Origin of the sequence: Candidatus Nitrotoga arctica, assembly GCF_918378365.1 — a bacterium.
GTDB lineage: Bacteria > Pseudomonadota > Gammaproteobacteria > Burkholderiales > Gallionellaceae > Nitrotoga > Nitrotoga arctica.
On sequence record NZ_OU912926.1, the window covers coordinates 2,392,878 to 2,413,969 of the forward strand.

The window sequence follows — 21,092 nt, forward strand, 5'->3', positions numbered from 1 at the left end:
ACAAAACCATGTGTGGCATAGCTGGCATATTTGATACGCAAGCCAAGCGCCCCATTGACCAGGCACTACTTGCGCGCATGAATCAGACTCAGCATCATCGCGGTCCAGATGAAAGCGGCTTGCACGCTGAGCCAGGAATGGCAATGGCGCACAAGCGGCTCTCGATCATAGACCTCTCCTCCGGTCACCAACCCCTGTTCAACGAAGACGGTAGCGTGGTGGTGGTATTTAATGGCGAAATTTACAACTTCGTCGATTTGATCCCCGAACTGCAAGCTCTGGGTCATACTTTCCGCACCCGCTGCGATACTGAAGTCATCGTGCATGCTTGGGAGCAATGGGGTGAAGCCTGCGTTGAACGTTTCCGCGGCATGTTCGCGTTCGGATTATGGGATCGCAATAAAGAAACATTTTTTCTGGCACGCGATCGTCTCGGTGTGAAACCGCTCTACTATGCACTACTCGACGACGGTCAGCTTATCTTCGGTTCCGAGCTCAAGGTCTTGACCGCCCATCCAGCTTTGCGACGCGACATTGATCCGCGCGCAATTGAGGAGTATTTCGCCTACGGCTATATTCCCGAACCACGCACTATTTACCAACAAGCCTTTAAGCTGTCGCCCGCACATACTCTCACCGTGAAGCGCGGTCAGCCAATTCCGCAGCCGCGAGAATATTGGGACGTACCATTCCAGCCCCTTACTCCAATGACGCAAGCCGAAGCACAAGAAGAACTCATACCCCTGCTACGCGAATCTGTGAAAATCCGCTTGGTCTCAGAAGTACCGCTCGGGGCGTTCCTCTCTGGTGGCGTAGATTCCAGCGCCGTGGTAGCCATGATGGCCGAATTGTCCACCGAACCGGTAAATACCTGTTCTATTTCATTCGGTGATCCGGCATTCAATGAATCCGAATACGCAGCGAAAGTCGCAACGCGCTATCACACTAATCATCGAGTAGAACAAGTTGATGCCGATGATTTCGATCTCATTGATAAGTTAGCTGCACTCTATGATGAACCTTACGCAGACAGCTCCGCCATCCCCACGTACCGCGTATGCCAACTGGCGCGAAAAAACGTCACTGTCGCGCTTTCCGGTGACGGTGGCGACGAAAGTTTCGCTGGCTACCGACGTTATCGCTGGCATCTTAACGAAGAACGCATGCGTAGCTTCATTCCATCTGCTGTGCGTCGCCCCGTATTTGGCCTGCTGGGCAAGCTCTATCCCAAAGCAGACTGGGCACCTAAAATTTTTCGTGCCAAATCCACGCTCGAAGGCATAGCGCGCGATTCGGTAGAAGGTTATTTTCATAGCATTTCGCTCTTGAGCGATGCAATGCGTGCACGCCTATTCAGTCCGGAATTTAGCCAGGAGCTGAGAGGCTACCGCGCAGTGGAAGTTATGTATCGCCACGATGCACACTCGCCTGCCCAGGAACCCTTGGCACGAGTGCAATACCTCGACATCAAGACCTATCTCGTAGGCGACATTCTCACCAAGGTTGACCGTGCCAGCATGGCGCACGCGCTCGAAGTACGCGAACCTCTGCTTGACCACAAATTGGTGGAGTGGGCCTCGCGCTTACCCGCATCGCTGAAGCTTCAGGGAGGAGAAGGCAAGTATATATTCAAGAAAGCGATGGAGTCGCACCTACCAAATGAAATTTTATACCGCAAGAAAATGGGTTTCGCGGTACCGCTTGCAAGCTGGTTCCGCGGCCCCCTGAAAGAAAAAGTCCGGCAGGCAGTGCTAGGCCCCACGCTGGCTGCCACTGGCTACTTTAATGCGGATTACCTCCGTGAACTGGTCGACCATCATCAAGCCGGACTACGCGATTACAGTACCCCGCTTTGGACGCTACTGATGTTCGAGGCATTCCTGCGCCGGAATTGTGGCGCAAAAGAACAGCTGGAGCGTTAGTTGATGCATTGCAACACGTCAGACCAAGCTAAACGAACAGAGCAGAAGCCACATTCTGGAAACGGCATACCGCGGTTTGCATCGTTCGATTACCTGCGCCTTTTCGCGATGGTTTTGGTTACATTGCAGCACGGAATGGCAGTCGCCGGCTATTATGAACAAACCACTTGGGCAAATGTGAATCTGGGACAGGTGGGTGTGGGATTGTTCTGCGCTCTGAGCGGCTATCTCGCTTTCTCCGGCGGAGCGCCACCTGCCATCGGCTGGCTGCAAAAGCGCTTATGGCAGATCTATCCAGCCTACTGGATCACGACAATTGCAGCCTTCCTGCTCACTTGGGCGGCCGGTACGAAACGCATTGATGGGTGGCTTTTCTTGTCTCAAATAGCAGGCACGGGTTACTTCACTCATGGTTGGGAGCTTATCAATGTCGTGTCCTGGTTTATCTCACTCATTTTGCTTTGCTATGTCATTGCGTTTGTCGGCAAGTGGCTCGGCGCACCGCGACTGATACTTGTCTTTGTCGCCATCATCACCCTTGCCCTGCTTGCAACACGCAGCGAGGTTGCGCTTAGCCGCCATGTACTAACGTTCTGCGTGGCAGGTCTCATAGCCCAAACTTGCCCGCGTCCCGCCGTGATGCTCGCAATAATCTCCAGCCTGTTATGTGCAGCCTTTCTTTGGCCACAATCTTTCTATGCGGCTTTCAGTATCGCGTTGCTTGCGCTGGCGCTGGCATGGCAAACCTCCGATACCAGGTTGACCAGCGTTACGCGCGGCTATGTTTATGAATATTTTTTGGTTCATGGCATTTTCCTTGTCGGGTTAGCGCGGCTCCTGCCCCAGCAAAAGCTTTTCAGCGGCACGATTGCAATCGCCTTGGCCATTGTTGCCGCAGTCATTTTGAAGAAGCTCACCGAACGTTTGGTAACTTGGGTGCGGCGAGATGATTCAACCAAAGTTTCAACAGCCTAATCATGCATATCCTGCACGTACTTGATCACTCGACTCCACTTCGGCTACATCTCCCGCAGGCTCTCAATGCTGCGCGAGCAACGCGCGCTGGACTGGGAAACGTTTCACCTGACCAGCACAAAACAAACTTTAATAACGGCAAAAATAAAATGGAAATAATTAGTTGCCCGTGCACCCGGATTTATCGGCATGCATGTTTCAAGCGTTTACTGGAGCATGGTGACGAAGTCGCTGGGCGTCGACAAAATGGAATCAATGGTATTCATTGCACCTAAATTTGTGCTCATGTTTCCCGCTTAAGTTAGTTTAATTAATAATTCATAACACGCATGCTACTTTGCAGTGCATCTATTTAAGGAAATTGTAATGAAAAAGGTTTTAATCCTTGGCGTAAACGGCTTCATCGGACACCACTTGTCCAATCGCATTCTTGCTACCACTGATTGGGATGTGTATGGCATGGATATGAACGCTGACCGTATCACTGACTTGCTCGATCAGCCACGCTTTCACTTTTTTGAAGGTGACATCACCATCAACAAAGAATGGATGGAATATCATATAAAGAAATGCGACGTAATTTTGCCATTGGTGGCAATTGCTACGCCCTCCACCTATGTTAAGGAACCGTTGCGTGTATTTGAGCTGGATTTCGAAGCTAACCTGCCCATCGTGCGCGCAGCCGTTAAATACAAGAAACACCTAATATTTCCTTCCACTTCTGAAGTATATGGCATGTGTCACGATGAGGAATTTGACCCCGAAAATTCTGAGCTTATCTGCGGCCCGATCAATAAACCGCGGTGGATTTATTCTTGTGCCAAACAATTAATGGATCGCGTAATTTGGGGCTATGGAATGGAACAGGGATTAAACTTTACTCTCTTCCGTCCATTCAACTGGATCGGCTCTGGACTGGACTCCATCCACACGCCTAAAGAAGGAAGTTCGCGCGTGCTGACACAATTCTTCGGGCACATCGTGCGCGGCGAAAATATAAGTCTGGTAGACGGTGGGCAACAGAAACGCGCTTTCACTTATATCGACGATGGTATAGCCGCACTGATGAAGATCATTGCAAACAAGGATGGTATTGCCTCCGGCAAAATTTACAACATCGGCAACCCGGTCAACAACCATTCCATCCATGACTTGGCTACCATGATGCTGAAACTGGCCGAGGAATACCCGGAGTACCGCAATTCTGCAGGCAAGGTGCAATTGGTAACAACCACTGCGGCAGCCTATTACGGCAATGGCTATCAGGACGTGCAAAACCGCGTTCCCAAGATCACCAATACCTGCGAAGAATTGGGATGGGAGCCCGTCATTTCAATGGCCGATGCTCTGCGTAAAATTTTTGATGCTTACCGCGGACAAATTAAAGACGCGCGTGCCCTGATGGAATGATATACAAAATACTGAGACTATGAATCCGGATAGATACTCTTTAAAAAAGTACGCTATACCTGGCCACTATTAATTACTGCGCTTTGAATTTAAATTCACGATTTAAAATACGCAAACGATTTAAAAAAGCAATGCACATCCTACACATCCTCGATCACTCAATTCCACTGCATAGTGGCTATACTTTTCGCACTCTCTCTATTCTTAAGGAACAACGTGCTTTAGGATGGGAAACCACTCACCTGACTAGCCCAAAACAGGGAGTCTGTAGCACAAGCGAAGAGACTATCGATGGCTGGCATTTTTTCCGTGCACGCCATGCAATTGCCCAAATGACGAAAATACCTTTATTGAACCAAATTTCCGTTATTAACAGTCTTACTCGTCGTCTTAACAAAGTAGCCAGAATTGTTAAACCAGACATTTTGCATGCTCACTCCCCTGCTCTGAATGCCATAGCTGCTTTACGCGTTGGCCGTAGCTTGGGCATTCCAGTGGTCTATGAGGTTCGTGCATTCTGGGAAGATGCGGCGGTGGATCATGGCACCAGCAAAAAACAAGGGCTGCGTTACCGCCTCACTCGTGCACTTGAAACCTATGCCTTAAAGCGCGTGGATGCCATTACCACGATTTGTGAAGGCTTGCGCAACGATATCGTGTTGCGTGGCATTTCAGCGCAAAAAGTCACCGTCATCCCCAATGCCGTGGATATTGAAAAATTTTCCTTTGAAAGCACGCCGGATAACGCACTTAAACAGCAATTAGGTTTGGCAGGCTACCGAATCATCGGCTTCATTGGCTCATTCTATGCCTATGAAGGACTGGATTTGCTGCTAACTGCATTACCGCGCATGCTCGATCAAATGCCGGATATCCGTGTTTTGTTGGTGGGCGGTGGGCCACAAGAAGAAGCACTGAAACTGCAATCTCACCAACTCGGCATTGCCGATAAGGTTGTGTTCACCGGTCGAGTGCCACACAGCGAAGTAAACCGCTATTACGACCTAGTGGACGTACTCGTTTATCCACGCCACTCAATCCGTCTCACGGAATTGGTTACGCCGTTGAAACCGCTGGAAGCGATGGCACAGGGCCGTTTGTTTGTGGCTTCCAGCGTGGGCGGTCACAGAGAACTAATTCGTGATGGCGAAACGGGCGTGCTGTTCAAAGCTGAGTCTCCACAAGACCTAGCGAGCAAGGTGCTCGATTTGCTTAACACGCCCGAGCGATGGCCGGCGATGAAAGCCGCCGGGCGGCGCTTTGTCGAGACTGAGCGTAACTGGAAAGTATCCGTAGCTCGCTATCGCGACGTTTACAAACGCTTAACCGACAAGATGGCGGAATAATCAGGATGCGAATTCAAGATTTAAAAATTGCTCTCGTTGGGCCACTGCCTCCACCTTCGGGCGGAATGGCCAACCAAACATGGCAATTGGCTACGCTACTGAAGCAAGAAGGAGCCAACGTAGAGCTTGTCCCCGTGAATGCACCTTACCAGCCACGCTGTGTCGGCCGTATCAAAGGACTGCGTGCCGTGTTTCGCTTGCTGCCGTACTTATTCCATTTATGGCACGCTGCAGGCAGAGTCGATTTATTTCACGTCATGGCCAATTCCGGCTGGTCCTGGCACTTATTTGCGGCACCAGCAGTGTGGGTCGCGAAGTTGCGGGGCAAAGCAGTGTTAGTCAATTACCGCGGTGGCGAGGCCGACGATTTCTTCACTCAGGCATTTGCCTGGGTACAGCCGACGCTGAGGCAAGTCAATATAATCATCGTGCCTTCCGGTTTCCTGGAAAAAATATTCGCGAATCGAGATTTCCTCACTCGCATAGTGCCCAATATTGTAAATTTAAGCCGTTTCATCCCTAACCATTCGCGCAAACGAAACCTTTCGGCACCGCATATCGTGGTCGCGCGTAATCTGGAACCTCTGTACGACAATACCACTGCGCTGAAAGCATTTCGCATTGTGCGTGAAGCCATTCCTGACGCGCATTTGACTATCGCTGGTTCCGGCCCAGAACGCGCGAAATTGGAAGCGATGGCAAAGGAACTAGGCGTGGCCGATGCTGTAGTGTTTGCAGGTCAAATAGATAACGAACGTATGCCCGTACTTTATCGCGAGGCAGATATCGCTCTTAATCCCAGTCTGGCAGACAATATGCCAATCTCGATTTTGGAAGCATTGGCAAGCGGTGTGCCGGTGGTCAGCACCGATGTCGGGGGCATACCGTTTCTGGTGGAAGACGGAAAGACCGCATTGCTGGTGCCACCGCGTAATCCAGAGCGGATGGCCGAGGCTATGCTGCGCGTATTGCGTGATGAATCGTTGCGAGAATGCATGGTTAAAAATGGTCTGGATCACGCGCACCGATTCGCATGGGGAAGCGTACGAGATGCGCTCTTTTTGGCGTACAAAATGGCACTGGATGGGGCAACGTTGGCTGTTACCCAAGATGGAAAATAAACATGGCCAGTCTCTATACCAAATTGGTGGCGCATACCCTGTTTCCTCTGCATGAACGGCTGATGCAGCGCCCTACTTTCGGCTACGTGGACGAGCTGGAAAAGAGCCAATGGTTGTCTCGCGCAGGGGTCGAGCAATTACAGATGCACAAGCTCAAACTACTGCTCCAGTCGGCGGAACAACACAGCCCATGGCATGCCGAGCGCATTCACGCCGCCGGTCTGGAGCCGCGCAGCGACGCGCCGCTCACCCTGGAAGCACTGCGCCGCTTACCCACCATGACCAAGCAGGACGCCACTCGCAACGTCGAGCAACTGGTCTGGCGCGACATTCCCGGCGGGGCCTTTAAATACAATACTGGCGGTTCCAGCGGCCAGCCGCTGATCTTTCACTATGGACGCCTGCGCCAAGCCTCTGATGCCGCCGGGCGCATACGCGCACGGCGCTGGTGGGGCGTCGAGGTGGGTGACCGAGAAGTCTATCTCTGGGGCGCGCCGGTCGAGTTGAACAAAACCGGCCATATCAAAGCGTTGCGGGATCGGCTGCTCAACCAGCTGGTGCTAAATGCTTTCGACATGTCGGCAGCCAATATGGATGCCTACATCGAAGCCATTCGCCGGTTCCAGCCTAAATGCATTTACGGCTACGCCAGTAGCTTGGCTCTGCTGGCGGCACACGCGAGGGAACGCAGCACCAGGCTCAGGTTGCCCTCGCTCAAGGTGGTATGTACCACCGGCGAACCGCTTTATCCGCACCAGCGCAAACTGATCGAAGAAACTTTCGGCGTTCCCGCCGCCAATGAATTCGGCAGCCGCGACATTGGTTTCACCGCCCACGAAACCCCAGATGGCCAGATGCTATTGATGAGCGAAAGCATCATCCTCGAAGTCCTCGATACACAAGGCAATCCGGTCGCGCCCGGCGAATCCGGCGAAGCAGTCATGACCGGACTCTGTTCTCACGCACAGCCCTTTATCCGTTACCGCACCGGCGACGTGGTACGCTACGCGAACGACACCTGCAAAGCCGGACGTGGGCTACACGTGATTGGAGAGGTAGTGGGCCGCACCACAGATTTTGTGGTGCGCTCCGATGGCACGATCATGCATGCGCTTGCGGTAATCTACGTACTGCGGGCAACGGAGGGCATCGACGAGTTCAAATTCATCCAGCACAGCATTCAGGACGTAGAGATTTTGGTGGTGCGAAACCCTGATTGGACCGAGCAGTCTCGCGACAAGGCCGTGAGCGGAATTCAAGCTCGACTCGGCAACAACGTGCGGATCGAACTACGATTGGTGGACTCTATTCCGCCAGAAGTTTCGGGCAAGTACCGCTACGTGGTGAGCCACGTGCCGCTGCAATCGGGCCTGGATAGCGCACTCCGAGAATCGCCGCCTACCATGCAACCGGAAAAAATTTAACAGGAAAACGAGTAACATGAGCCTTGCCAATTTGCTTGCACTGCCTTTCCGTTACCGTCCTTGGCGGCCGCGGCATATGCGTCTGATCCTCAATGACATTGCTGCACCAGCCCAACCCGAACTTGACCATGCGATCCATCTCGCGGGCGCAATCGACTGGCTCTGCCGTGCCCAAGACATCAGGGATGGCCACCCCGACGCAGGCGGTGTTTCGGCAGGATGGAGCTTCGAAGACGGCTGGCTGCCAAGCTATCCGGAAACCACAGGCTACATCATCGAAACCTTCCTCGCGGCGAGCAAGGAGCTGGAACGCCCTGATCTAGAGAGACGTGCCCGATGCATGATCGACTGGGAACTCTCCATACAGCAGAATGATGGCGCATTCCCCGGCCACTTCGGCGAAGCAGGCAGCCGCCCGGTGATTTTCAATACCGGTCAAATCATGCATGGAATGCTTGCCGGATATCTGCAACTGGGCCGCCAGGAATGCCTGGCTGCAGCGGTCAAGGCCGGTTTGTGGCTGGTCCGTCAGCAAGATGCCGATGGCTGCTGGCATCGATTCGAACACAATGATGTACCGCACGTGTACAACACCCGGGGCACCTGGGCACTAGTGGCTACGGGCCTGATCGCGAACGAGCCAGAACTAACCCAAGCGGCGCGACGCAATCTCGATTGGGCACTCACCCAGCAAACAACTTCCGGATGGTTTTACACCAACGCCTTTACTCCGGACAAAGCACCGTTTACTCATACCATCGCCTATGCGATTCGTGGTTTTTTGGAGAGTGGAATATTGCTGGACGATGCACGTTATCTTTCAGCTGCACTTGCCGCTGCTCGCGGCATGGCACAGGTGCAACGCGCCGATGGCTGGCTTGCCGGCACTTATACGGATAATTGGATACCACGCGCAAATTACAGCTGTCTCACAGGCGTAGCGCAAATGAGCCTCAATTGGACACGCCTGGCGCAAGATGGCAGCGCACCGGAATTTCGCGAGAACGCGCGCCGTGCAATCGGCTACGTAAAACGCACACAGCGTCTTGATGATGCTGACGAGGCGGCGCGGGGTGGTATCGCTGGTTCGTCGCCGATCTGGGGCGATTATTCTCGTTTCGAATATCCGAACTGGGCTGCAAAATTTTTTGCCGATGCGCTGATGATGGATATGCGAGATTGTGTGATTCCTCCCGTCGCTACACGAATCGCCAAGCCAGGGGAGTATCCACATGGCTGAGCTTTCTATCATGGTGCTATGCGGGCGGGCACCGCGACATCTTTATGTCGCAAACCGGCTGTGCAGCACCGCACGGGTAGTAGCTATCGTACAGGAGGCAGGCAGCCACTGGACGTACAAAAAAATACTCAAACTACTACGTCCAGATAACTTATGGCGCAAAGTGTGGCGCTGGCTACGCGACCGCAAGCGTTACGCTGACGGTGGTGAAGGCAAGTTTTTCTTTGGTGGTGCCGAGCCGCAACTCGATAGACCCGAATTGATCACCGAAGTGCCACACATTAATCATCCAAGTGTAATCGAACTTGCCGATCGGCTACGGCCCGACGTAATTGCCGTATTCGGCACCTCGCTCATCAAAGGAGCGCTGCTTAAGCGTGGTTCTTTGGGCATCGTCAATCTGCATGGTGGCTTGTCGCCCGAATACCGCGGCGCAGATTGCACATTCTGGGCGCTTTATAACGGCGAACCGGAAAAAATCGGCTGTACGCTACACTTCATCGACAGCGGCATCGATACCGGCAAGCTGCTCGCCCATATTTGCCCCGAAGTGCATGAGGGCGACAACGAGCTCACGCTATTTTGGCGCGCTGTGCGCGATAGCGCCGAGGTTTATGCCGAGGTGATCGGGCGCCTCGCGCGAAACGAAGCACTGGGTGCTCCGCAATCAGGCAAGGGCAAGTTGTATCAGGTCAAGGATCGTGGCTGGCATCATGAGCAACACCTCGCACAAGGTTTACACAATGGCTTGCTCAAGGATATACATCTAAAGAAGCGCGTGATATGGTTTACTCCCACTTCCTCCGAGAAAGAACAGAGGTAAGCCAGTGCGTGACTTGATCGTCACTGCCATAGTGTTTGGGCTTTTACCTATGGCTTTATCGCGTCCATATGTTGGCCTTTACCTTTATTCCTGGTTGAGCTACATGAATCCCCATCGGCTGGCTTGGGGTTTCGCGACCTCCATGCCCTTTGCCTATATCGTGGCAATTACAACATTGATTAGCATATTCTCTTCAAAAGAGCCGAAGCACATGCCATGGACGCGCGAGATGACGGTGCTGCTCATGTATGTTTTATGGATGTCGGTAACCACATATTTTGCATTTTTCTCCAATCTGGCCTGGGAGCAATTGCAAAAAGTCCTCAAAATTCAAATCATGATCTTTCTTACACCTCTGGTGATAAATAATCGCCAACGGTTGCATGGGCTGGTTTGGGTAATAGCACTGTCACTTGGTTTTTATGGGGTGAAAGGCGGAATTTTCACGATACTGAAAGGGGGTGCACATCGTGTTCAGGGACCGCCAGGAACATTCATCGACGGTAACAATGAAATCGCTCTGGCTTTGCTAATGACTATTCCTCTGATGCGCTATTTACAGTTGAATGAGACACGCAAGTGGCTGCACCAAGGATTGGGGGCGGCAATGGTACTCACCGCCGTTTCGGCTATTGGCTCACAATCTCGAGGTGCCTTGGTGGGCGCGGCGGTAATGGGCTCAATCTTCTGGGTGAAAAGCCGGAATAAATTCTTCACCAGCATTATGCTTGTAGCCGCGATCGGTATGGTGGCCCTGGTCATGCCGCAAGAGTGGTATGACCGCATGTCCACCATTAAAACTTATGAGCAGGATGCATCTGCTCGAGGCCGAATTAACGCTTGGTGGACAGCATGGAATGTGGCTAAAGCCCGTCTCACAGGCGGCGGATTTGAAATGTTCCAGTATCAAACATTCCAGGTGTACGCTCCAGATCCGATCGATGTCCATGATGTACATAGCGTATATTTTGAAGTGCTGGGTGAGCATGGGTTTATCGGACTTGGACTATGGTTATTACTTGCTCTCTTGACGTGGCAAACCGGCTCCTGGGTAATAAAACAGGCGAAACGCGATCCTGACAAAAAATGGGCAGCGGATTTAGCCGCGATGGGACAAGTAAGCATGATTGGCTTTGCGACGGCGGGAGCCTTTCTTGGGCTATCCAATTTCGATCTCTATTACCACCTACTGATGATTATTGTACTGACTAAAATAATCTTATTAAAAGAGCGAGCGCAGACGGCCAGTGCATCAATCTTATTAAAAGAGGAAACGCAAACAATCAATGCAATTGCAGCTACGCGTCAACCCAAAAGTCTATAGTTAGCCTATTAATAAGCTCAGGCTTAAAATCTTTAGAATGTCGCGAAATTATATTTCGCGCGAAGAGTTGTTCAACATTTCCCAACCTGACGAAACATTATGACAAATACACTTAAAATTGGCCTTATTTCAATTAGCGACCGAGCCAGCAATGGCGTTTATCAGGACGCTGGCTTACCAGCGCTGCAAGAGTGGTTTACACAGACGCTGACTAGCCCATGGCAATGTGTCACACGCTTGATACCGGATGAACAGACGATGATTGAGGCTACCCTGATTGAGTTAGCAGATCAGGAAAAGTGCCATCTGATCTTGACTACTGGAGGAACCGGTCCAGCGTTACGCGATGTTACGCCGGAGGCTACATTGGCCGTGGCACACAAGGTGTTACCTGGTTTTGGAGAACAAATGCGTGCAGTCAGCCTGCGTTATGTTCCTACGGCAATTTTGTCACGCCAGCTTGGCGTGACACGCGGACAGTCCCTGATTCTGAATTTGCCTGGGCAACCGAAGGCAATAAAGGAAACACTGGATGGAATTTTTGCCGCCGTGCCTTACTGCATAGATTTGATTGGTGGGCCCTACGTAGAAACAAATCCAGACGTATTAACGTCATTCCGTCCCAAGTCAGCGCAACGACAAAAATAAATTATGCAGCTTGCCAATGCCCCGAACGCCCACCCTGTTTTTCCAGTAAGCGTAACCGGTTAATTTCCATGCCACGATCAACCGCCTTGCACATATCATAGATCGTTAACAGAGCGATACTCACTGCGGTCATGGCTTCTATTTCGACACCGGTGCGGCCAAACGTTTCTGCGGTCGCGATGCATTCCACCGTACTACTCTCATGGTCGAGATGAAACTCCACCGCAACATGAGTCAGATACAGCGGGTGACATAATGGAATTAATTCGGCGGTACGCTTACTCGCCTGTATCGCAGCAATGCGCGCTACACCCAGCACATCGCCCTTCTTGGCTGTGCCGGAAGCAATCAATTCCAGCGTGCTGGGACTCATTTTGATATTACCGGACGCTTTTGCGATACGCTGGGTCTCGCTCTTGCCAGCAACATCCACCATATGTGCCTGTCCGTCTTGATCGAAGTGGGTCATGCCATTTGTCATGCTGATTTCCTGACTGTATCGTTATGCCAATGTTCCATGCGTTTCACGTCTGTGTCACGTGTTTCGAGCCACTGTGAACCTTCCCTGGTTTGTTCTTTTTTCCAGAATGGAGCGGCAGTTTTCAAGTAGTCAATGATAAATTCACAGCCCGCAAATGCTTCACCACGATGCAATGCCGTAGTCGCCACCAGCACAATCTGATCGTTTGCAAACAACTGTCCAATGCGGTGGATCACACGAACATTTATTAAACTCCAGCGTTCAGTCGCCTCAGCAATGATTTTATTCAGCGCCTTTTCAGTCATACCAGGATAGTATTCAAGATAAATACTTTCTATCGTTTCATTATGACTAAAATCGCGCACTAAACCGACAAAACTAACCATGGCGCCCACTTTTGAGTTTCCGGAACGCAGAGCTGTCAATTCGGAGGCAAGGTCAAAATCGTCTTCCTGTATCAACACGCTCATTATCAACCTCCAGAGATTGGCGAAAAAATGGCAATCTCGTCACTCTCATTAATGGCAGCAGGCAAACCAGCAAACTCTTGATTGATCGCGCAACGTACACGGCTGTCTGCCAGCTCCTGTGCCCATATATCTCCGCGTAAACGCAGCCATGCCAGAAGACCTGCTAGTGTCGACGCTTCTGCTGGCACATCCGCAGTTTCGCGTGACATCTTCAAATGTTCTCTCGGCCGGCCAAAATACACTAATTCAATTTTCATGGTTGTTCCTGGAAAAATTATTCAAAATAAATACGGCTAGTTTCTTTTGGCATCTCTATATCAAGTAGGGATGTGAGAATATCTATTTCAGAAACCATCTATCAAAACTCTTATCCTATTGCTATGAATTACCGGCATGACGATATATTTGCTATTTCATTACACAATTCGCGTATTCCTGCTTCAATCATTGCGATCAAATTATTAGTAAGTTACATACCGGGCCAATTAAACAAAAAGTATCTTTACCAATTTTCCGTCAGGACAACTATTCTGTGCAGTCATTAGTAAATTTTACCTATAAATCAAAAACATGGATTCTGTTTAAAGCGTGGCTCATTTAGCCTTAAGCGGGGATCATCAATCCAAAATTCTGAACAGCCATGGTAATGGGCCGTGATGGCAATCTCGTCATTTTCGTTCAATGGTCGTGCCAGACCCGCAAACTCCTGATTAACCGCGCAGCGCACACGATCTTCATTCATTTCTTGTGCCCATATTTCTCCACGCAAACTTAACCATGCAAGCAGGCCGGTAAGTGTCAACGATTCTTCTGGAACATCTACCGTTTCCTGCGATATATTCAAATTTTCTCTCGGCTTGCCAAAATACACTATCTCAATTTTCATAACTTTCCTTGAAAATAATCCAGAATAAACGCGGCTACTTCCTTTGGCGCGTCAATATCAAGCACAGGTAGCGGGAATTTGTCTTTGCTATTTGTCACCACTGCAATAATACCCGGTTCAGATGGATATAGACTCTCAGACCCGGTTTCTTTGCGATGCACCTCCAGTTTTGGTATGGCCGCATGCTTGTAACCTTCCGCCAATATGAGGTCATAACCTGAAAACCGTGAACAGAGATATTCCAGACTAGGTTCCGGTTCATCGTTCAGCTCATGCATTAACGCCCATCTTTGCGATGAAACAATCAATACTTCGCCTGCGCCTGCCTTGCGATGCCGGTAGGTATCTTTACCCGGTTTATCGATGTCAAAATCATGGTGAGCATGCTTGATAACAGCAATGCGCAAGCCTTGTGCAGTCAGAAAAGGGATTACTTTCTCCAGCAACGTCGTTTTGCCGCTACCGGAATAACCCGCGAAGCCCATTATTTTTTTATCAAACATAAAGTTTTTTAATTATTGCGAGTGACCAAATTGTAGTATCAGCGTAGCGTACAGTGAACCCATCCGTCAAGACAGAAGTCAATCTGGCTTCAGCTGTTCTGTATACCCCAGCACAACTGTACTACGCTGCCTCATTCTTGCTAACCAACTTGCCTATCCTTACCTACAAGTTGTCCTGTAACATATTAATATGTAGTTTCAAAAGGTGTAGAAACCTTATGCAAACTTACCCCCCCATTATGAGCTACTACTGCGCAGCCCAATTTTGCTTGCGTGAGACAACTTCGTGAATCCAACAAAACGCCAAGAAATTTTTCTACGCCTGCAAGCGGCCAACCCTCACCCTACCACTGAATTGGAATACCACTCAGCGTTCGAGCTCCTTGTGGCGGTGATCCTATCGGCACAAGCTACCGATGTCAGCGTAAATACTGCCACCCGGCAATTATTCCCGATAGCGAACACGCCTCGGAGCATGCTCGATCTGAGCGAAGAAAAATTGCGCGGCTATGTACAACGCATCGGCCTTTACAAAACCAAGGCAAAGCACATCATTCAAACCTGTCGACTATTATTGGAAAATAATGATGGCAAAGTGCCGCAAACACGCGAGGCGCTGGAAGCTCTTCCGGGTGTAGGACGCAAGACCGCAAGCGTAGTGCTCAACACTGCTTTCGGCCAACCCACCATCGCAGTAGATACACACATTTTCCGCGTATCCAACCGCACCGGCCTTGCCCCCGGCAAAACGACGCTGGAAGTAGAACAAAAACTGCTCAAGTTCGTACCGGACAAATTCAAACATGATGCACACCATTGGCTGATCCTGCATGGACGCTATATATGTCAAGCACGCAAGCCAAAATGTGGCATTTGTAGCATCGTTGATCTGTGCGAATACCGCCACAAGGAAATATAATGTTCAACCCCAGCAGAGATGAAGCACGAATGTTTCTCATCGATACCTGGCGCAAGCGTCGCGCAGGAGCGCTACTCTCTCCACTGGAAGACCTCACTGCACAGCTCATCGAAAAGCATCCTGAATATTACTCTATACTGGAAAATCCGGAACGCTATCAAGATAAAGACTACACACCAGAACACGGCACAACTAACCCCTTCCTGCACCTGATGATGCACCTCACTATTGAGGAACAGATTTCCATCGACCAACCGCATGGCATCCGCATGCACTTTCAGCGTCTTGTTGCCCATCATGAATCAGAACACAGCGCTCAACATCGCATGATGGAATGCCTGGGTGAAATGATCTGGCAAGCACAACGTAACGGCACGGCACCCGATGGAAACGTATACCTGAATTGTCTGGAGAAACAATAGTGGCTAATCGTTTAAGCAAAATTGTCACCCGCACCGGGGATAAAGGAAGCACCGGACTAGCCGACGGCACGCGCGTGGAAAAATATTGCGCACGCATTCACGCTATCGGCAGCGTAGATGAACTCAACAGCCACCTCGGCGTACTTCTCGCTGAAACCGTACCGGATGACGTGCGCGAATTACTGTTACATGTACAGCATGACCTGTTCGATCTCGGTGGCGCGCTAGCATATCCTGCTGCGCAATTTGCCGAAGACAAGCTCCTGCACATGGATGACGCCATTGCTCACTACAACGCCGACCTGCCACCACTTAAGGAATTCATCCTGCCGGGTGGATCCAGAGCAGCGGCGCAATGCCACGTAGCGCGTACCGTGGCACGCCGCGCTGAACGAGACTTCGCCGCACTAGCTCAGCTCGAAGCCGTGCCACAACATGGCCTGCCCTACCTAAACCGTCTTTCTGACTTATTGTTCATACTGTGTCGTGTACTCAATCGCACAATGGGGCAAGAAGAAACTTTATGGCAAAGAAAATCAGTAAAGCTGCAAGAGACATAACTGTCAATCGCATACTCCCGCACTTCGTCAAAGATTACCGTCGATCGATCAAACAAACCTCATCAACCTGAAGTTTCCAGAATTACAATTCAATCTGCACGCTTCCAATACAGAGCCATTACAGCGACTTAATGAAGAATGGTTGGCATTAAACGCCAAGGGATACTCGCCTCAGCCCTATCTCAGGTGGCGACAAAATACAGAGCAATTGTTTACGAAGATTTTGACGAGCGGCAACCAGCAGTTTGTGCAAGATATAGTCGTATAAATTTATTGGCGCTACAAAACATCAGCAACAAATGGACGATGCCCATCAGGGACTGGAAAGCTGCGCTTGATCGCTTTACTATCCAGTTCGAGGAACGGATGCCGCAACATTAACAAATTCCGTTTACACAAAATTCAGGACACCCTCGGACTTCATTGGTAGGGAAGACAGCATGCAAACCCAACGTGAAGGCGATTAATCAGGCGATCCCGTTAGCAACGCTGAAATAAATTACAGGGAGTTGGTGGGAACATAAGTCAATAGGGACAAAAAAGTTAATCACGCCATCAGAATGACGAATATTTTTACACTTTCTTTAGAAACATATTGTTTTATTTATTATACTCAAATATTTTAAACACTAAGGCATTGTAAATAAGATACTTTTATTATGCATTATCATTTGGCATGGTTTATGCATGTAAACAAGGTAGCATCATTATTCTCATTTTCTTTTTCTAATGGTTCTTATGCGACTTCATTTTTTTGTAAAACTTCTTGTATTCGATAGTTGTATTGATATATAAATAAACTCTGTTAATCTAGCAAAACGATAACGTTTCGGACAATAAAATTGTGTCGACAACACCACACATCCGGCACAATTACCGGCATAACTTCCATCAGAATTTACTGAGCACCGATACATTAAAACGCCGAATAATCTCGATCTTAACTAACAACCCCAGGAGATCAACATGCTTAAAAAATCAACAGCCGTATATTTGTTTACCATTCTGTGTACCCTCATGGTTACTCCTGCACAGGCCCGCCAACGGTCCTTTGTCGCTTCTTACGGGAATGACGCCAATATATGCGACACCTTCTTCCCATGCCGCACGTTTGCCAAGGCGCTAACCGTGACCGATCCCAACGGCGAAGTCTTGGCGCTCGATTCTTCCGGCTATGGTCCCGTCACGCTCACCCAATCAGTATCGCTGGCGGCGGTCCCTGGTGCCTATGCCGGCATTGCCGTCTTTCCCGGGACATCCGGGGTGACGATTGGCGCAGGCGTGAGTGTAGTGCTGCGTGGTCTGACCATTAACGGCCTGGGCGGCGATAACGGGATTTTGCTGAGCGGCATCAGCGATCTTTCGATTGAAAACTGTGTCATTTCTAATTTGTCAGGTGCTGGGCAACACGGCGTTTTAGTCAATGCGGCGGCAACGGTGCGGATGGTCGACACACTTGTTCGCGACAATGACATTGGCATTCAGCTTCAGGGGGGGGCAACCACTGATATCTCGGGCTCGAAGTTTCTCGGAAATAACACTGGCATCCTCGTTACAAGCACAGCGAGCACAATTACGGCTGTTGCCATCAGTGATACCCTCGTGACGGGGGGAGTCAACGGCATTGAGGCATCTTCAGGCACATCCGGAACTTCCCAAATTAATGTAATTCGTGCGACAGTCACGGATAATACCGTAGGTGTAAAAACGTCTGCCTCGCCCGGATTCGCCAGGATAAACCTCAGCGACAGCATGGTGACAGGAAACGGAACAGGGCTTTCTCAGGCCACTAGCGGAACGCTGAACTCACTGGGCAATAACACTGTAACGGATAACACACCTAATACTTCCGGCACAATTGGCTCTGTACCTCCCATGTAATACCAGCAGAACCCGGGCGCATCCAAGGCGACCGGGTAAGCTCGAGCCGTAACATAAAACCAAGGAGTTCATAATGTTAAGAAATTCCACAACTGTATATTTGTTTGCCATTCTGTGTACCCTCATGGTTACTCCTGCACAGGCCCGCCAGCGGTCCTTTGTCGCTTCCTACGGGGATGATGCCAATATCTGTGACACCTTCTTCCCATGCCGCACGTTTGCCAAGGCGTTAACCGTGACCGATCCCAACGGCGAAGTTTTAGCGCTCGATTCTTCCGGTTATGGTCCAGTTACACTCACCCAGTCAGTCTCGCTGGCAGCGGCCCCTGGTGCCTATGCCGGCATTGCCGTTTTTCCCGGGACATCCGGGGTAACGATTGGCGCAGGCGTGAGTGTAGTGCTGCGTGGCCTGACCATTAACGGCCTGGGCGGCGATAACGGAATTTTGCTGAGCGGCATCAGCGATCTTTCGATTGAAAACTGTGTCATTTCAAATTTTTCAGGTTTTAGCCAACGGGGCGTTTTAGTCAACACGGCAGCAACGGTGCGGATGGTCAACACCCTTGTTCGCGACAATGACACGGGCATTGAGCTTCAGGGGGGGGCAACGGCTACCATCTCGAAATCTAAGTTTCTCGGTAATGCCATCGGCATCTTTGCGAACGGTGCCACATCGACCACGACTGCAACCGTCCGCGATACATTCGTGACAGGAGGTTTCAACGGCATTTTAGCATTTTCAGAAACCGCCTCCGCAAACAACCGAATTAACGTGATCCGCTCAACGATCTCGAATAGTTTCTTTGGCGTTAGTTCAGAAGCACATCCTTCTGGAACCGCCTCAGTCACTATTAGCAAAAGCATGGTGACGGGAAGCGATTTTGGGTTATATATGCAGGGTGCGCCTAGCGCTAGTGCGACAGTGAAATCCACTGGCAATAACACCGTGACAGGTAACATTAATGATACCTCCGACCCACTTACCCCGATATCTACTATGTAAAACCGGCAGAATTTATTGCATTCAGTGAGCGATAGGAATTATCTACGCCTGCACGAAAGGTACCAAAGTTAAATTTGGCTTTCGATGAATCCCGGTTATACCTCGACCGACTCGAACCTAAAAACCAAACGGCTTGTTCACCACATAGCACTCACACGATACAGCGGGGGTAACGATAAAGGGGCTGACTGGAAAAGTCTGTTAGTACTTGGTCATGTGAAATCATAAATATAACCATTAAGGCATGAAAAGCGAGGGCACTAATTTTTGAAGTGTGAGGACAGAATAGTGCATTCCTTTCCAGACTTTCGCTTGAGAGGTCATCGGCGCATCAAGAGATGCCATGGCCTCCTCTTTCAGTAACCTCAAGAATCTCGGCATTCGGGACAAAGTGATCACTGCTTCGATGGCCATAACTGATTTTCGAAGCGTCCTTCAAACCTGAATCCGCCACATATTATTGGCTCAACGTACTCAAATAAAAATTAAGACAGTCATTGAAAACATGTGAATCTCAACCAAGAATGTAACTTCCGCTTAGTCTCGATCAATTATTCGGTATCATTCCCAACCGTTTCTTCACTGACAGCCATTTTTACCAAAATTTTATGGCTAGCAATGAATATTGTCAGGTATTATCTTCTATGCAAAAAATCGCTCTAATCACTGGTGTAACAGGACAAGACGGCGCTTACCTAGCCGAATTTCTGTTAAAAAAAGGCTACATTGTGCATGGTATCAAGCGCCGTGCTTCTTTGTTCAACACAGACCGTATTGACCACTTGTATCAGGATCCTCACGTCAGCAATCGCAATTTCATTTTGCACTACGGTGACATGACTGATTCAAGCAGTCTGATTCGTATTATTCAGCAAGTACAACCCGACGAAATATATAACCTCGCCGCGCAAAGCCACGTGGCTGTATCGTTCGAAGAGCCAGAATACACTGCCAACTCTGATGCATTAGGTACCTTGCGTGTGCTTGAAGCCATTCGTATTTTAGGCATGGAAAAGAAAACACGTTTCTATCAAGCTTCCACCTCTGAATTATATGGCTTGGTGCAAGAATCACCACAAAAGGAAACCACTCCATTTTATCCACGCTCACCCTATGCCGTGGCTAAGTTATATGCCTACTGGATAACCGTCAACTACCGTGAAGCCTATGGCATGTATGCCTGCAACGGCATCTTGTTCAACCACGAATCTCCCATCCGCGGCGAAACCTTCGTTACCCGCAAGATCACCCGCGCTTTGTCGCGCATCAAGCTAAATCTCCAGGATTGTCTCTTTCTGGGAAACCTGGATTCCTTACGCGACTGGGGACATGCCAAAGATTATGTTGAAATGCAATGGCTGATGCTACAACAGGACAAGGCTGAAGATTTTGTCATCGCTACCGGTGTGCAATACAGTGTGCGCGATTTTGTGATTGCGGCAGCAGAAGAACTCGGCATCAAAATACATTGGGAAGGAACGGGCGTAGATGAGAAGGGCTATGATGCAGCAGGAAGATGTATCGTGGCAGTTGATTCACGCTATTTTCGCCCGACCGAGGTCGAAACCTTGCTGGGGGATGCGACCAAGGCGAAAGAAAAGCTAGGATGGACGCCGAAAATCACTTTCAAGGAGTTGGTGGCTGAAATGGTAAGAGAAGACCTCAAGGGCGCTGAACGTGACGAACTGGTCAAGAAGCACGGGTTCTCAGCGTATGATTATCACGAATAATCCA

At 50.0% G+C, this 21,092-nt stretch carries 22 protein-coding genes; 17 read left to right on the plus strand and 5 right to left on the minus strand.

The annotated features are described in order from the left end of the window. Nucleotides 1-8: 8 nt before the first annotated feature. The 10 genes from MKZ32_RS10935 (at nt 9) to mog (ending at nt 12,233) form a co-directional block, all read left to right on the plus strand. Nucleotides 9-1,922: an XrtA/PEP-CTERM system amidotransferase gene (locus tag MKZ32_RS10935; RefSeq protein WP_239797293.1), complete on the plus strand. Its 1,914-nt coding sequence runs from the start codon at nt 9-11 to the stop codon at nt 1,920-1,922. Nucleotides 1,923-1,925: 3 nt separating this feature from the next. Beyond that, a complete protein-coding gene (locus tag MKZ32_RS10940; protein WP_239798142.1) occupies nt 1,926-2,897 on the plus strand; it encodes an acyltransferase family protein in 972 nt (323 codons plus the stop codon). A 366-nt stretch (nt 2,898-3,263) separates the two neighbouring features. Then, the gene (locus MKZ32_RS10945; protein ID WP_239797294.1) at nt 3,264-4,307 is read left to right on the plus strand and encodes a bifunctional UDP-4-keto-pentose/UDP-xylose synthase; all 1,044 of its coding nucleotides are present in this window, start codon (nt 3,264-3,266) and stop codon (nt 4,305-4,307) included. 131 nt (nt 4,308-4,438) lie between these two features. Next, nucleotides 4,439-5,653 (plus strand): TIGR04063 family PEP-CTERM/XrtA system glycosyltransferase, encoded by a 1,215-nt coding sequence (locus MKZ32_RS10950; protein ID WP_239797295.1) that lies wholly within the window; start codon nt 4,439-4,441, stop codon nt 5,651-5,653. Between the two features lie 5 nt (nt 5,654-5,658). Then, nucleotides 5,659-6,774, plus strand: a complete 1,116-nt coding sequence (locus MKZ32_RS10955; RefSeq protein WP_239797296.1) for a glycosyltransferase family 4 protein — start codon at nt 5,659-5,661, stop codon at nt 6,772-6,774. A gap of 2 nt (nt 6,775-6,776) precedes the next feature. Then, nucleotides 6,777-8,198, plus strand: a complete 1,422-nt coding sequence (locus tag MKZ32_RS10960; protein WP_239797297.1) for a phenylacetate--CoA ligase family protein — start codon at nt 6,777-6,779, stop codon at nt 8,196-8,198. 16 nt (nt 8,199-8,214) lie between these two features. After that, nucleotides 8,215-9,438: a prenyltransferase/squalene oxidase repeat-containing protein gene (locus MKZ32_RS10965; protein WP_239797298.1), complete on the plus strand. Its 1,224-nt coding sequence runs from the start codon at nt 8,215-8,217 to the stop codon at nt 9,436-9,438. Further along, nucleotides 9,431-10,261, plus strand: a complete 831-nt coding sequence (locus MKZ32_RS10970; protein ID WP_239797299.1) for a formyl transferase — start codon at nt 9,431-9,433, stop codon at nt 10,259-10,261. Before MKZ32_RS10965 ends, MKZ32_RS10970 begins: the two co-directional genes overlap by 8 nt. 4 nt (nt 10,262-10,265) lie before the next feature. Continuing rightward, on the plus strand, nt 10,266-11,585 hold the full coding sequence (locus tag MKZ32_RS10975; RefSeq protein WP_239797300.1) for a putative O-glycosylation ligase, exosortase A system-associated: 1,320 nt from the start codon (nt 10,266-10,268) through the stop codon (nt 11,583-11,585). Between the two features lie 99 nt (nt 11,586-11,684). Further along, complete coding sequence (gene mog / locus MKZ32_RS10980; RefSeq protein ID WP_239797301.1) at nt 11,685-12,233, plus strand: molybdopterin adenylyltransferase; 549 nt, start codon at nt 11,685-11,687, stop codon at nt 12,231-12,233. 1 nt (nt 12,234) lies between these two features. On the opposite strand, the gene moaC is transcribed toward mog, so the two are convergent. From moaC to mobB, 5 genes are all read right to left on the minus strand, one after another. Further along, nucleotides 12,235-12,714, minus strand: coding sequence for a cyclic pyranopterin monophosphate synthase MoaC (gene moaC, locus MKZ32_RS10985; protein ID WP_239797302.1), 480 nt, complete (start codon nt 12,712-12,714; stop codon nt 12,235-12,237). Then, nucleotides 12,711-13,184 carry a molybdenum cofactor biosynthesis protein MoaE gene (locus MKZ32_RS10990; RefSeq protein WP_239797303.1) on the minus strand — a complete coding sequence of 158 codons (474 nt, stop codon included), beginning with the start codon at nt 13,182-13,184 and terminating at the stop codon, nt 12,711-12,713. The genes moaC and MKZ32_RS10990 overlap by 4 nt, the downstream gene beginning before the upstream one ends. Before the next feature lie 2 nt (nt 13,185-13,186). Then, nucleotides 13,187-13,441: a MoaD/ThiS family protein gene (locus MKZ32_RS10995; RefSeq protein ID WP_239797304.1), complete on the minus strand. Its 255-nt coding sequence runs from the start codon at nt 13,439-13,441 to the stop codon at nt 13,187-13,189. Nucleotides 13,442-13,746: 305 nt separating this feature from the next. Next, the gene (locus MKZ32_RS11000) at nt 13,747-14,070 is read right to left on the minus strand and encodes a MoaD/ThiS family protein (protein WP_239797305.1); all 324 of its coding nucleotides are present in this window, start codon (nt 14,068-14,070) and stop codon (nt 13,747-13,749) included. Then, the gene (gene mobB, locus MKZ32_RS11005) at nt 14,067-14,573 is read right to left on the minus strand and encodes a molybdopterin-guanine dinucleotide biosynthesis protein B (RefSeq protein ID WP_239797306.1); all 507 of its coding nucleotides are present in this window, start codon (nt 14,571-14,573) and stop codon (nt 14,067-14,069) included. Before mobB ends, MKZ32_RS11000 begins: the two co-directional genes overlap by 4 nt. A 286-nt stretch (nt 14,574-14,859) precedes the next feature. On the opposite strand from mobB, the gene nth reads away from it, so the two are divergent. The 7 genes from nth to gmd all read left to right on the plus strand — a co-directional run bounded on the left by nth (nt 14,860) and on the right by gmd (nt 21,088). Continuing rightward, nucleotides 14,860-15,492, plus strand: a complete 633-nt coding sequence (gene nth / locus MKZ32_RS11010; protein WP_239797307.1) for an endonuclease III — start codon at nt 14,860-14,862, stop codon at nt 15,490-15,492. Beyond that, nucleotides 15,492-15,914 carry a DUF1841 family protein gene (locus MKZ32_RS11015; protein WP_239797308.1) on the plus strand — a complete coding sequence of 141 codons (423 nt, stop codon included), beginning with the start codon at nt 15,492-15,494 and terminating at the stop codon, nt 15,912-15,914. The genes nth and MKZ32_RS11015 overlap by 1 nt, the downstream gene beginning before the upstream one ends. Continuing rightward, nucleotides 15,914-16,474, plus strand: coding sequence for a cob(I)yrinic acid a,c-diamide adenosyltransferase (locus MKZ32_RS11020; RefSeq protein WP_239797309.1), 561 nt, complete (start codon nt 15,914-15,916; stop codon nt 16,472-16,474). The genes MKZ32_RS11015 and MKZ32_RS11020 overlap by 1 nt, the downstream gene beginning before the upstream one ends. 138 nt (nt 16,475-16,612) lie before the next feature. After that, nucleotides 16,613-16,855, plus strand: a complete 243-nt coding sequence (locus tag MKZ32_RS11025) for a hypothetical protein (protein ID WP_239798183.1) — start codon at nt 16,613-16,615, stop codon at nt 16,853-16,855. A 585-nt stretch (nt 16,856-17,440) separates the two neighbouring features. Then, nucleotides 17,441-18,355 carry a right-handed parallel beta-helix repeat-containing protein gene (locus MKZ32_RS11030; RefSeq protein ID WP_239797310.1) on the plus strand — a complete coding sequence of 305 codons (915 nt, stop codon included), beginning with the start codon at nt 17,441-17,443 and terminating at the stop codon, nt 18,353-18,355. 73 nt (nt 18,356-18,428) lie between these two features. Continuing rightward, entirely contained in the window at nt 18,429-19,358 is a 930-nt protein-coding gene (locus tag MKZ32_RS11035) for a right-handed parallel beta-helix repeat-containing protein (protein ID WP_239797311.1), read from the plus strand. Nucleotides 19,359-20,002: 644 nt separating this feature from the next. Then, complete coding sequence (gene gmd, locus MKZ32_RS11040; protein ID WP_239797312.1) at nt 20,003-21,088, plus strand: GDP-mannose 4,6-dehydratase; 1,086 nt, start codon at nt 20,003-20,005, stop codon at nt 21,086-21,088. Nucleotides 21,089-21,092 lie beyond the last annotated feature (4 nt).